The sequence below is a fragment of the Actinotignum timonense genome (genome assembly GCF_900155575.1).
In the GTDB taxonomy this organism is placed as follows: Bacteria; Actinomycetota; Actinomycetes; order Actinomycetales; family Actinomycetaceae; genus Actinotignum; species Actinotignum timonense.
In genome coordinates, this window is the sequence record NZ_LT706966.1 from 220803 (window position 1) to 234948 (window position 14146).

Consider the following 14146-nt stretch of genomic DNA (forward strand, 5'->3'; position numbering starts at 1 on the left):
CCCTTTTGTCTATTAACCCCACCGATTGCCATTCTGGGATGCAGTGAAGGCCGGGATCCCAGCAACTTTTCGTTGGGATCCCAGCCTTTTTCGTGGCGGGAAGAGGATTTGAACCTCTGACCTCCGGGTTATGAGCCCGGCGAGCTACCGAACTGCTCCATCCCGCGGCGACTTTTCTACTATACCCGACTCCTCACGTTCGCGCAAGTGTGATCTGCAACCTCCCGTTTAGTCCACCACGTCCACCACGTACACCACAACACCCGCCACCACGCCACGCAAGCTGCCAGCCACCCGATTCATTCCATTTCAGCCAGCATTTACCGCGTATATTCGCCCTGGTTATACGTGTGAGAGGCGTCAAAATTACCTGTGGCCAAAGTCCTCAAGAGTCAGTTATATTAAGCAATATACGCAACCCTGAACTATATTCAGCATTTGCGTTTTTATGTAATTGCGGACGAAATCTCACCGATCCCCGTCCACAACTACGTCTCAACCACGAATGTAAAGGTAGTTATGCGAACCACACTGCGTTTTCGGGGGGGGGGGGCAAAACGCGCCTTTAGCGCCGCCCTCGCCGGATTATTAGCGACAACGGCGCTCGCGGTCCCCGCGAGCGTTCTGGCAGCAGAAACGGGCGGCTCCGAGGCCGCTCCGGATCCGAATGCCACAATGCAACCGTACGAAAAAGGCAAATCAGACGACTACTACCACGGGCTTCTGCAAGCGCTGCCGGAAACCGTGAAGAATAATGACCTTGCCGATAAGGCCCTCAACGACGCCGTCGCGGCTCTCAACCTGGAACCCGGCGCAGTTAAAGAAGTAACTGAGCTCGGCGGATGGAAGGCTATCAACAGCGGTAAGTTCGTGGTGGCCAAAGCTCGTGAAGACGGCCTGTACATCAACTCTATGGCCGGCACAGCTGTCGTCGAAAGCGACAACAATAAAGTTCAGTACTTTATTGACGAACAGGCAACCGGTAAGCATCCCTACCTTTTGGCACTCGGCCAGGGATACGATTCCCAAGGGTTCTACACCGGAGCTCAGAAGATTGACGGGAGCGAATTCGTCCAGCCTTTCTACGGCATCGAACGCAACTTCAAGGCCTACTCACCTGAAAATGGAAGCCGCGTCGTCGTCGATTTCTCGACCGGTTCCCTAGCACAGACGACTCGCCCGGCCGGCTATACCGTTCGGGTTCTCGCTACCCAAGATGGCACGGAGAAGGAATTCTACAAGGCTTCCTTCAATCCCAGCACCGGTGAGACAACGGACGAATACACCGTCACCGGCATTGGTGGGGGTAGTGGCCAGCCGATTTTCGATAAGACTCCTGCTACGGAAACGGAAATCGCAAATGGAACGAGTATTCCTTATATTCAATACTCCACTACTCAAAGCGCTATGCAGCACGCCACTCAGTTCACGAACAAGACTCCGGTTGATCTGACTAGCGTGAAGTCAGGCGCTGTGGGGCACTTTACTTCCAAGCCCATTGATCTTCCCGCGGGCATCACGGACTACAAGGTTCAGATCACTCCTGACTTCGCATCTACCAGCGGGGTTTTCGAGAACTGGCACCATCCGGAAACCTTGAGATTGCAGCGCTCTGTGAAGCACTACGTCACCCCGATTTTCGAGGCCTTCTACGTGGATCAGAAGACTGATCCGGCCGCGAAGCAGCTGCTGCGCGAACAACTTGAGGCGCTCAAGAAGATCAAGGAAACCACGGTTGTTGATAAGTCCGACCCGTCGATTGCCAAGTTGGATGAGGCTATCGCTGCCGCTGAGGCGGCTGTATCTTCCGAGGAAATCAAGACTGCTGCGGATTACAAGAAGCTGAGCGAAGAGCTCAAGACGGCGAAAGACGAATTGATCGACATCGCTCCTGCTCTCGCCCAGATTAAGGCTGAACTGGAAAAGAAGACCGCTGAGATCGACCAGGCACCCGGCGCGCAGCCGGCTGATAAGGAAGCCGCCAAGAAAGCTGCTCAAGAGGCAGCGAATGCCGCCATTGCTGCTCTGAAGGCAGTCGCCGACAAGTCCGAAATCGACCCCGCCTTGCAGAACGGCCTGGAAGCCATCCGCGCGGTGACCGTCTCCGACAAGGACGCGCTCATCGCCAAGGTGAACGAGGACCCGACCTTCAAGGCGACCCCGGAGTACCAGAACACCAACGACCAGGTGTTCCGCAATGAGGACGGCACCCCGGATACCGCAAAGAACACCCAGGCAGCCGCCGCGAAGCAGGCTTATGACCAAGCCCTTGCCGAGGCGCAGAAGGTGATCGCTAACCCGACGGCCACTCAGGATGAGGTCGATGCTGCGCTTGATGCACTGAATACCGCACGCACCGAGGTGGAGAAGTACACGACCACCAAGGTCCCGCTCAAGAAGTCCTTGGATGAGAACGGCGTCGTCGAAAAAACCGATCCCATCTACGCGAACGCGACCCCCGAAGAACAGCAGGCCTACGACACCGCGGTTCAGGCCGCGCGCGATCTGTTCGCCAAGGGCGACGCGACGCAGGCCGAGGCGAATGCCGCGCAGGACGCGCTCGAGGCCGCGAAGGCTGCGCTGGATAAGCGCGCCACGGTCAAGGATAAGTTGCAGGCGAGCGTCGGTCAGGACGATGCCACCAAGGGCAGCCCGGCCTACACGAACGCGAGCGATGAGAATGCGCCTGAGGCTGTGAAGGAAGCTAAGAAGAACTACGACGCGGCTGTTGAGGCCGCGCGTAAGGTTCTCGATGACCCGAAGGCTACCCAGGCTCAGGTTGATGAAGCAACTAAGGCTCTGGACGATGCTCGCGCCAAGCTCACCGAGGCTGGCAAGACCGTCAAGGATAAGCTGGAAGCTTCGATTGGCAAGGACGAGGCGACCAAGGCCACGCCCGCTTACACGAATGCGAGCGACGAAAACGCGCCCGAGGCCATGAAGGAAGCGAAGAAGAATTACGACGCCGCTGTTGAGGCTGCGCGCAAGGTCTTCGAAGACCCCAACGCCACCCAGACCCAGGTTGATGAAGCGACCAAGAGCCTGGACGATGCCCGCGCCAAGCTTGAGGACACCGCGAAGACGGTGAAGGACAAGCTGGAAGCTTCGATCAACCAGGACGAGGCGACAAAGGCTGGCCCGGCTTACAACAACGCCTCCGGGGACAATGCCTCGGACGAAGCCAAGGAAGCGAAGAAGAACTACGACGCCGCTGTTGAGGCTGCGCGCAAGGTCTTCGAAGACCCCAACGCCACCCAGGCGCAAGTCGATGAGGCCACCAAGAACCTGGACGACGCACGCGCCAAGCTGACCGAAACGGCCAAGACCGTGAAGGATAAGCTTGAAGAGTCCATTGGCAAGGACGAGGCGACCAAGGCTGATCCGGCTTACACGAACGCTTCTGACCCGAACGCTTCGGACGAGGCTAAGGATGCCAAGAAGAACTACGACACCGCGTTGGACAACGCACGCAAGGTCTTCGAGGATCCGAATGCTACCCAGGCTCAAGTTGATGAGGCGACCAAGAATCTGGATGATGCCCGGGCGAAGCTGACCGAAACGGCTAAGACCGTCAAGGACAAGCTGGAAGCTTCCATCGGAAAGGACGAAGCCACCAAGGCTGACCCTGCCTACACCAATGCGAGCGACGAGAACGCGCCCGAAGCGGTGAAGGAAACTAAGAAGAACTACGACGAGGCTCTCGAGGCTGCGCGTAAGGTCTTCGAGGACCCGAATGCCACCCAGGCTCAGGTTGATGAAGCGACCAAGAACCTCGATGACGCACGGGCGAAGCTGACAGAGACCGCGAAGACGGACAAGGATAAGCTCGAAGCTTCCATCAACCAGGATGAAGCGACGAAGGCTGGCCCGGCTTACAACAACGCCTCCGGCGACAATGCCTCGGACGAAGCGAAGGAAGCTAAGAAGAATTACGATGCGGCTGTTGAGGCTGCGCGCAAGGTCTTCGAAGATCCGAACGCTACCCAAGCTGCCGTTGATGAGGCCACCAAGAATCTGGACGACGCTCGCGCGAAGCTGACAGAGACCGCGAAGACGGACAAGGATAAGCTCGAAGCCAGCATCGGCCAGGACGACGCGACCAAGGCCGGCCCGGCCTACAACAACGCCTCCGGCGACAATGCCTCGGACGAAGCGAAGGAAGCCAAGAAGAACTACGACGAAGCCCTTGAGGCTGCGCGTAAGGTCCTCGAGGATCCCAACGCCACCCAGGCTCAGGTAGATGAAGCGACCAAGAACCTGGATGATGCTCGCGCTAAGCTGACCGAAGCCGCCAAGACGGCTAAGGACAAGCTCGAAGCCTCCATCGGCCAGGACGACGCGACCAAGGCCGGCCCGGCCTACAACAACGCCTCCGGCGACAACGCCTCGGACGAAGCCAAGGAAGCCAAGAAGAACTACGACGAAGCCCTTGAGGCTGCGCGTAAGGTCCTCGAGGATCCCAACGCCACCCAGGCTCAGGTAGATGAAGCGACCAAGAACCTGGATGATGCTCGCGCTAAGCTGACCGAAGCCGCCAAGACGGCTAAGGACAAGCTCGAAGCCTCCATCGGCCAGGACGAGTCCACGAAGGCTGACCCGAAGTACTCCGCTGCTTCGGAAGATCTTCGTAAGTCCTATGACGATGCGCTTGCCAACGCCAAGCGAGTGCTCGCCGACGCGAACGCCACGCAGGCCCAGGTTGATGAGGCAACCGCGGCTCTCGATAACGCTCGCGCCGAGATCAGCGGCGTCAAGCTTCCCGAGAAGCCGGAGCAGCCCCAAGCTGAGGAGCCTCAGCCCGATCAGCCTTCCGAGCCCGGCAAGGTTGTGAAGAAGGTCAAGAAGAAGGCCCTCCAGCACACCGGTACTGAAGTCGCCATGAGCACATTCGTTGCGCTGGCGGCTGTCTCGGCCGGCGCTGCGCTGGTGAGCGTACGCCGCCGCAAGGCATAGTGCCCTAGCATTGGCCTGATACACCACGAGGGTGGTAGGAAGCTCCCAAGCTTCCTACCACCCTCGTTTTTGCGCCCTGCATACCTGAAGCGTTCAGGCACCCGCTCAGGTCACCAACAAAGTGGTACTGGAGCTACGGCCAACACCTGATTTTCTGTTGTGCAGTACCACTCTGTCAGGCCCGTTCCTGACTTGCACTTTGCGGAAGCCCCCGCTACAGCACCAGCGAAGCAACCCAGCCCGCGATGAGTAGCGGGATATTGAAATGGATAAAGGTGGGGATGACCGAGTCGCGGATATGGTCATGTTGGCCGTCTGCGTTGAGCCCCGCCGTCGGCCCTAAAGTGGAGTCCGAGGCGGGAGAACCGGCATCGCCCAGCGCGCCGGCCGTGCCGATAATCGAAACGGTGGCCAGCGGAGAGAATCCCAGCGTGGTGCACAGGGGCACGTAGATCGCCGCGATAATCGGCAGCGTGGAGAAGGACGAACCAATCCCCATCGTCACCAGCAGCCCCACCAGCAACATCGCGAGCGAAGCCATCGCCTTATTACTCCCGAACATCGCCGCCGTGGCGTGCACGAGCGGTTCGATCTGCCCGCTTTCGCTCATGACATTCGCGAAGCCCTGGGCGCTGATCATAATGAAGCCGATGAGGGCCATCATTTTCATGCCGTCGGTGAAAACGTCGTCGGCTTCGTGCAGCTTGACGGCGCGCGAGAAAATGAAGACGCACAGGCCGACCAGCGCGCCCACCAGCAGCGCGTCGGCATCCGAGTCCACCGCGTTGAGCGCCAGCTGGATCCCAAAACACACCAGAATGGCCACGAGTGAGACCACGATGCGGTAGCGGGAAATCGCCGGGGCCGCGCCGTTCGCGCCCGAGCTGCTGGCACCGTTCGCACCGGCGCCGCCNCGCTCACATCCATGCCGGCCTTCGCGATATTCCCCAGCAGAATATCGGTGAGGAAGATCTTGCCAAAGCCGATAGGCAGGAACATATACGTGGTCACCAGGCCAAATGTAAGAACACAGGCCACCGCGCGCCGATCCAGCCGCAGATTATTCATGACCACCAGCAGCGGCGGGATGAGCAGCGGGATAAAAGCGATATGCACCGGGATGAGATTCTGGCTCATAACCGCCATCGCGCAAATCCCGGCAAGCATTGCCCAGCGGGTGAAGGTGCGTTTGCGCGAGCCCGCACCATCAGAACTGCGCAGATGGCCGAGCATCCAATCGGCAAGCAAACGCGGCAGCCCGGAATGGGCCACCGCCATCGCGAACGCACCGAGCAGCGCGTACGAGAGCGCGATTTTCGCCCCAGCACCCAGGCCTTCCTGGAAGGCCACCATGGTCCCTTCCAGCCCCATGCCACTGAGCACACCGCCCACCAGCGCGCCGATAAACAGAGCCAGTACCACGTGCACACGAAGTACCGCGAGGAGGAGCATCAAACAAACAGCCACCACAACAGCATTCATAAAGCTGAATATACCCAGTCCCGCCCGCGGCCTGGATAAGTATCCACAAATGTGCAGCTTTTCTATTATTTATTGCACTACCGGCCGCTGCGCGTTGCTATTCCGCCGCATTTTTATCGACGACGCCGCCACTTCCGCCCCCAGATACGCCAGTGGCGGCCACCCGGTTTCAGGTGGCCGCCACGTGAGAGGAGCGTTGCCAGGCCAGCCCTACCGGGTTGCCGGGCTGCGCCCTAGGCGGGATTACTTAGCCCCTTCCAGCTCCTTCTGGGCCGCGATGGCCTGGTCCAGCGCAGTCTGCAGGTTCTTCTGGGCCTGCCCGTAGGCCGCCCAATCCCCGCTCTTCATTGCGCTATCAGCCTGGCCCACCGCCTGCTTCATGCTTTGCAGCGCGGCGTCCAAACGCTCCTGCGGGGTACCCCCCGCGGCCGGAGCCGGAGCGGGCGCCGGCGCACCGGGCGCAGCGCTGGGCTGCTGGGGCGCGGGCTGGGTGGGCGTCGTCGTACCGGGAGCAGGCGTGGCACCCGGCGTAGCACCGGGCGTGCCCGCTGCGGGCGCCTTGCCATCCCCGGCGGAAATATCTTCCTTGACGTTCTGCAATCCGGCGTCCCCGGCCTGGGCACCCGAATCGCCGCCGAAGGTCTGGTTGAGGGCCTCCTCCAGGGTGGGCGCGAAGCCGATATTCCCGTCACCGAACGCCGTGAGCACGTACTGCATAAGCGGGTAGGTGGTGCCCTGCGAAGCCTGCACGTAGACCGGCTGCACGTAGAGCATGCCACCCCCCACCGGGAGGGTGAGCAGATTACCCATCCGCACCGTGGTACCGCCCGAACGCAGCAGGTTGAGCGCGCGGGAAACATTCTGGTCGGAGAGGAAGTTGTTCTGCGCCTGGCCCGGGCCGGGAACCGTGAGGTCGCGCGGCAGCTCGAGGAGTCGCAACTTGCCGTAGCCTTCGCGCTTCTCCCCCGGCGTGGAGCCCGCATTGGAATCCACCGCGAAGAAGCCGGTCATAATATTGCGGTCCGTCTGACCACCCGGGATATAGCCCGTGGACAGGGAGAACTCCGCGGAATCCTGGCCCGGCATCTGCAGCGTCAGGTAGTAGGGCGGCTGCTTGCTATCGGTTTGCGCCGCCGCGATCCCGCTGGCCCCGGCCGTATCCACCGCCGGCTCGTTGGGAACATTCCAGAAGTCACCACCGGAGTAGAAGGATGCCGGATCCTTGACGTGGTAGCGGGTCAGCAGCGAACGCTGGGTCTTGAACAAATCCTCCGGGTAGCGCACATGCGCCATAAGATCCCCGGACATCTTCTCCAGGGGCTGCACCATGCCCGGGAAGATCGATTCCCAGGCCCGCAGGATCGGGTCCTTCTCATCCCACTTGTAGAGGGAAACCGAGCCGTCATAGGCATCCACAACCGTCTTGACGGAGTTGCGGATGTAATTGACATCCTGCCCTGAGGCCGCCCCGTACATGCCGCGCGAATTGAGGGCGTCCGTGGTGGCCGCCGCCAGGGATTCCCGCGCCGAATACGGGTAGTTATTCGAGGTGGTGTAGCCGTCGATAATCCACACCAGGCGCTTGGGGGTGGCCGGATCCCCGTCCATATCCACCACGGCCGGGTAGGCCTTGGAGTCCAAGGTCAGGTAGGGGGCCACCTTGCGCACCCGCTCGTGCGGGTCGCGGTTGAAGAGGATTTGCGATTCGGAGGTCACGCGGTCGGAGAAGAAAATATCCGTGGAGCGGAACTTGATGGCAAACATGAGTTTGTCAAAGAAATTGCCGACCGAGGGGCCGCCGTCGCCCGTATAGGTATTGAGAACCTGCGAGCCTTCCGCAGCGTCAGAAGGATAGTCAATCTCCCACGGCGCGGTTCCTTCCGGCGCGCCCACAATGGAGTATTCGGGGCTCTTCTGCCCGAAGTACACGCGCGGTTCGTATTCGCCCAGTTCACCCTGGGAAGGAATACCGTACTGGAGGAATTGCGGGGCGCCGGAAGCGGAGGTGGTATTGCCGTAGGCGGCCACCACGCCGTAGCCGTGGGTGTAGACCGTGTGGTCATTGACCCAGTTGCGCTGGTCCGGGCCCAGGCCGTCCAGATTGAGTTCACGCACCGCGATCACGGTATCCCGGTCCGTCTTATTGAGGTTGTAGCGATCCACCGCCAGCTGGGAAGCGAAACCGTAGTACTGGCGGTTCTGCTGCATCTGGTTGAACGTAGGCGAGACGATATTCGGGTCGAGGAGGCGAATTTGCGCGGTGGATTCCGCGTCATTACGCAGCTGCCCGGCTTCCGCATCCGTGCGGGCGTTATAGGGGATCGTTTCGATATCGTTCAGGCCGTAGGCCTTGAGGGTGGCCGAGATATTGCGGTCAATATACGGCGTTTCCATCTCGATAGCGTTCGGGGTGACCCGGAAGCGTTCCACCAGCGCCGGCCAGGCCCAGCCCACCGTAGCGCCGGTCACCAGGGCCACCACCAGGCCCGCGGTAATAATCCGCCAGGAGCCGCGCAGCGCCGAAATCACGAAGAGCACCGCGATAGCCAGGAAGGTAATCGCCAGGATCGTGAGCCCGGGCAGCTTAGCGTTAATATCTGTATAGGACGCCCCGGAGAAACGATCATTATTGGAGAGCAGCAGGGTGTAGCGGCTCAGCCAGAAGTAGGCGGCCACCAGGATAAAGGCGAGCAGCCCTAGCACGGAGAAATGCACCCGGGCCCGGTTGCGTACCCGCACCTTGCCTGAATCCACCGTGACCCCGCCGTAGAGATAATGGCCCAGCACCGCGCCGATCGCCCCGATCACCAGCAGGGTGATCGCGAAGCTCAGCGCCGATTGCAGCACCGGGAGCGTGAAAACGTAGAAAGCCACATCGCGCCCGAATTGCGGATCCGTATCCCCGAAAGGCGTGCGGAAAATCCACATGAGGTAGGTGCGCCATTCCCCGGAGAGCGGCGCGCCGAAAATCACGCCGGCGAGCAGCGGCAGGCCCAGGTTGGTGGCCCAGCGGTACTTTTCCGCCGCCTTCCGGTAGTTCGCGACGCTGGGGGCCATAATACCCTCGTCCTTGCTGCGCGCCAGGCGGAAATTCAGCCACAGCACGATGGCAACCAGGAGGGTGCCGATGGTGCCCAGCGCGATGGTCCAGCCCCATTGGGTCCAGAACACGCGAGCCGCGCCGATTTGTTCGTACCATTTAACGTCGGTGTAAACGCCCGATCCGACGACGAGCGCCACGAGCAGAATGGCCAGAACACCCAGTGTCCACCAAAAAGCTCCCGGCGTCTCCCGCCTCAAACGGGGATGTGCGGTTGTACTCAAACGAAATCCTCAACTTCTTCCGCGGCGCAGCGCAAGGCGCGCCCGGCCATCACTATTCCCTATCAAACATAGCGGAAAAAGCTGAGAATCGCGCGTGCGTCAACGGTTTTTTGGTACGACGACGCCGCCCGCGAACACGCCCCTACCGGCCCGCGGCCACATCCTGGCAGGTGGGGAGTTTCGGGGTACGCCCCGCGCCGATGTCCCGGACGGCTGCTGCGGCGTCGTCAAAATTCCGCACCGCCCAGATACGTAAGCCTTCCGGTTCGTACCCGATTGTTTCCCCGCAATTCGCGGCCGGGGCGAGGAAATCGGTGGCGCCGCGTTCGCGCGCCCCCACGATCTTGTGCTGGATGCCGCCGATGGGACCCACCTCCCCGTTGAAGGCGAGGGTGCCGGTGCCGGCGATGGCGGCGGCCCCGCCCAGGGAGCCGGGGGTGAGTTCGTCGTACATGCCCAGCGCGAACATGAGGCCGGCCGAGGGGCCGCCGATGCCTTCCACCGCGTAGGTGACGGTGGCCGGCAGCTGCACATCCTCCACCGCGAGGGAAACGCCCAGGAGGGAGCCGGGGTGGACCCAGCCGGTTTCGTCGGGCGGGAAGGGCGCGGTAATGATCGTGGTGGTGCCGGCTTCGCCGCCGCGCTGGTAGGAAACCGTCACGGTGCTGCCCGGTTCGGTGGCGTGCAGGACTTTCGAGAGATCCCTGAAGGTGGAGACGGTGGTGGGGGCGGCGCCCGGAGCGGTAATGCCGGTAATAATATCGTCTGGCTCAAGCTGGCCGGCGGCCGGGGAACCTTCCGGGATCTCCACCACCCGCAGCTTCATGGTGACGGGGTGGCCGGCCTTTTCCAAGGCCACGGCGGCCGCCACCGTTTGGGAATTATTCATGAGTTCGGCATTGCGGGCATCATCTTCCGCGCTGGAGAGCGTGGGCGGGTAGAGCAGGCGCACCGGCACCAGCTGGGATTCCTGATCGACCAGGGCCCACAGGGCGTGCGCGCCCAGGGTTCCCACCTCGGGATTGCCGGCCGCGGAAACCGTGGTCATATAGAGCTGGGTATCGGTGGGATAGGTGGGCACGCCCTCCACCTTCACCAGCCGGGTGCCGGCCACTTCCCCGGTCACGTCCAGGGCCGGGCCGGCCATTTCCACCGTGTAAGCACCCGGGATAAGAAGGGCGAGGGCCGCCAGGCTCGCAAAAGCGAAACCGCTGCGGCGCGCGGAACGGGAACCGCGGCGCGCGGAACGGGGACTACCTACCTGACCACGTTTTTTCATCACCTATCCATCATGCCTGATCGCGCGGCGCAGGCCTACCGCTGCTCACCTTTATATACCGGCTGCTGCGCCAGGGGCTGAGGCGCCTACCCGCGCGGGCCGGCGGTGTTTTAGGCTTAGTGGTGGACCTCGAGGAGAAGAATGACTGAGAATTCACAGCCGCGTGACGAATGGGAAAAGATGCTGCGGGCGGTGCTCGGCGATGACGCTGCCGAGGAAATCCTGCGCTCCCTCGCCCCCGACGGCAACGCACAGCCCGGCGGCAATGCACAGCCCGGCGGAGCTGCCGGCACCGGCAGCGGCACGGGAAACTCGGGCAGCATGCCGGGGATGGGCATGCCCGCCGATATCGGGCTGGTCATGAATCAGATCCGCGCCATGCTCGGCTCCTCGGGTGACGGGCCGGTCAATTGGAAAATCGGGGAGCAGGTGGCCCGGGATACCGTGAATAAGGCCGGCCCGGGACTTCCCACCGCGGCCGCGGGAGATCAGGCTCGTTCGGCGATGGACGTGGCGAGTTTATGGCTCGATCCGGTCACGGTTTTCGATCCGCCGCGCGGCCCCAATCAGGTGTGGTCGCGCCTGGATTGGATCGCGCATTCCCTCCCGACGTTCCGTAAACTCACCGCGCCGGTGGGCGCGAATCTCGCGCGGGCTTTCGGCGAGGCTCTCACTTCACAGCTGGAACGTGCCCCGGAGGAGATGCGCCAGATGCTCTCGGGCGGAATGCTCGGCGGGATCCCCGGAGGGCTCGAGGGGATGCTCGCCGGAATGACGGCGTCGTTATTAGGAATGCAATACGGCCAGGGTTTGGCTGAACTGGCCCAGATTTCTTTCGGTACCGCGGACGCCGGCTTCCCGCTGGTCGAGGGCGAAACGGCCGCGCTGGTACCTGCTAATGTGTCCGCTTTCGCCGAGGGCTTGGATGTGGACGCGCGCGAAGTGGAGCTGTACGTGGCGGTGCGCGAACAGGCCGCGGCCCGGCTCTTTTCCCAGGTCCCGTGGCTGCGCAGCACGATCCTGGACGCCGTGGCCGCCTACGCCGCGGATATCGCCATCGACACCGAGGCCATCGAGGAGAAGGTCCGCGAACTCCAGCTCGATCCCGAGCAACTCATGTCCGGGCAGATGCCGCAGCTGGATATGAACGAGGTATTCGCCTTTACCCGCACCCCCGCACAGCAGGCCACGCTCGAGCGCCTCGAGCATATTGTTTCGCTGGTGGCCGGTTGGGTGAGCGCTGTCACGAGCACCGCGGTGGCGGCCCAGCTGCCCCACAGTATGAAACTTTCGGAGGCTCTCACGCGCCGCGAGGTGACCGAAGCGCCGTCGAACCGCGTTTTCGGTCCGCTTGTTGGTTTCGATATTGCGCCGCGGCGGTTGCGGGAGGCGGCGGCGTTCTGGGCGCGGGCCGCTCGCGAGCGCGGGATGGAGGGGCGCGACGCGCTCTGGAAGCATCCCGATTTGCTGCCGCTGCCCGAGCATCTGGATGATCCGGATCGTTTCTTCTCCCCGGAGGAGCAGCCTTCCGCGCTGGATGAGGAGCTGGACGCTTTCCTCGAGGAACTGTTGAGCAATAGTGACGGAGGCACGCCTTTCGGGGACGCGCCGCACGAACCGGGTTTCGGTACGACGACGCCGCCCGCGGCCAACGGGGACTCTGGAACGACTGATCCTTCTGCTAGCTGATTGATCCGCCGCTGGCTGACTGATCGCGCGGCTAGCTGACTGAGCGCACGGCTAGCTGACCGATCTCCCGCTAGCTCTGGCGATGGCGATTCGGCCGGGCCCGCGGGGCGATCTGTGGATAACTAAGCTCCCTGAACAGTGTGGCGAGAGTGCACCTGGGGATAACGCCCGGGCCTGTGGATGGGCTGTCGCGCTGTGGCGCTGTGCTTTTTATGCTGTGCCCATGGTGTTGTTCAAGGTGTTCTCATGATGATCCGCTCGCCGCTAGGGGTGTATTGGTCGGATACGCACGAAGTGCAGGTCGGTTTGGATCCGCGGGTAGCGCTGCGGTTGCGCGGTCTTTCCACTGCGGAACAGCGGGCGGTTTCTTCCCTGACATCTGCCAGTACGGAAATTGAGTTTTTTGCTGCGTGTGAGCTGCACGGGGTGAGTGAGGTGCGGGCGCGTTCGCTGCTGGGTGCGCTTCGTGATGCGGGGCTGCTGGAGGTTTCTCCGCCTGCTTTCCCTGATCTGGCCTGGCGTGCGGTTTTCGTGGAGCGTTTGGATCCGCTGGCGGTGGAGATTTGTCTGCATCTTGCCGCGAGTGGCTTGGGTTATATTCTCACTCCGGATACGAGTAGGCCGCACAGCGGTGATCACCCGATTTTCCGGCGGCCGACGTGGCGTACTTTTGCCCGCCAGCAGGTTCTCCAGAGTTATTTTCGCGAGCGCGGTTGGGGTACCACGGTTATCGAGGTTGATGCACAGGCGCAGCCAGTCACGCCGCTGGGGATGGGGCGGGCCGCGGGCCACGGGAGTTTCGCCGCGGGCGCCGCGGGGCGCGGTACTCGTGCGTCAACGGGTGCGGCCAGAGCCGCGGGGTCTACGGGGCGGGACGCTCGTGCAGCGGCAGGGACCACCCTGCGCGGGAATTATTCGGCCTCTTGGGCTGCGGGGACTCCAACGGCTGTGGAGTGCGGCCCGCCGGCGCTGGCTTTGGTGACGTCTGTGCACTTGCCCGATCCGCAGCGATGTGCTTTGTGGGAGAGGCAGCGGATTCCTTATCTGCTGGCTTATGCGGAGGATATTGATATTCGGGTGGGGCCGGTGGTGGTTCCCGGGAATGGGCCGTGTGCCAGGTGTTTGCTTTTCGCAGCGATGGATGCGGATCCGGCGTGGCGTTACTTGGCTCCGCAGGTTTTTAGTTCCCGCGGGGGTGCTCCGTTTAGCCCCGCGGTGTCCCTCGCGGCTGCGCTTGCGGTTCATGGCGCGCTCCTGGTTTTGAGCGGGCACGCCGAGCGGGCCCGCGGATCCCAGTGGGTGGTGCCCCCGCTTCCCGGTTTCCCCTACCGGGTTACGCTGGCCCCGCATGAGAGTTGCTCGTGCGAAGCAGAACCCGCGGGGCCGTAAGCGCACCACTACAAGCCTGCGCATGCTTCG

General features: G+C 62.2%; 5 protein-coding genes, 1 tRNA gene and 1 pseudogene. 3 read left to right on the plus strand and 4 right to left on the minus strand.

The features are described 5' to 3' along the window. Positions 1–93: 93 nt before the first annotated feature. A tRNA-Met gene (locus tag CZ322_RS00960) sits at positions 94–167 on the minus strand. A gap of 508 nt (positions 168–675) precedes the next feature. Between CZ322_RS00960 and CZ322_RS00965 the strand changes: the two genes are divergently transcribed. Further along, complete coding sequence (locus CZ322_RS00965; RefSeq protein WP_101595339.1) at positions 676–4953, plus strand: FIVAR domain-containing protein; 4278 nt, start codon at positions 676–678, stop codon at positions 4951–4953. A gap of 214 nt (positions 4954–5167) precedes the next feature. Here CZ322_RS00965 and CZ322_RS00970 read toward each other — a convergent pair. The 3 genes and pseudogenes from CZ322_RS00970 to CZ322_RS00980 all read right to left on the minus strand — a co-directional run bounded on the left by CZ322_RS00970 (position 5168) and on the right by CZ322_RS00980 (position 11038). Next, positions 5168–6435, minus strand: a pseudogene (locus CZ322_RS00970) (Na+/H+ antiporter family protein). 243 nt (positions 6436–6678) lie between these two features. Continuing rightward, on the minus strand, positions 6679–9759 hold the full coding sequence (locus CZ322_RS00975; RefSeq protein ID WP_087069847.1) for a UPF0182 family membrane protein: 3081 nt from the start codon (positions 9757–9759) through the stop codon (positions 6679–6681). A 142-nt stretch (positions 9760–9901) separates the two neighbouring features. After that, positions 9902–11038 (minus strand): YlbL family protein, encoded by a 1137-nt coding sequence (locus tag CZ322_RS00980; protein WP_087069848.1) that lies wholly within the window; start codon positions 11036–11038, stop codon positions 9902–9904. A 141-nt stretch (positions 11039–11179) separates the two neighbouring features. Between CZ322_RS00980 and CZ322_RS00985 the strand changes: the two genes are divergently transcribed. Continuing rightward, the gene (locus tag CZ322_RS00985; RefSeq protein WP_087069849.1) at positions 11180–12727 is read left to right on the plus strand and encodes a zinc-dependent metalloprotease; all 1548 of its coding nucleotides are present in this window, start codon (positions 11180–11182) and stop codon (positions 12725–12727) included. A gap of 246 nt (positions 12728–12973) precedes the next feature. Then, complete coding sequence (locus CZ322_RS00990; protein ID WP_087069850.1) at positions 12974–14116, plus strand: hypothetical protein; 1143 nt, start codon at positions 12974–12976, stop codon at positions 14114–14116. The last annotated feature ends 30 nt before the right edge of the window (positions 14117–14146 follow it).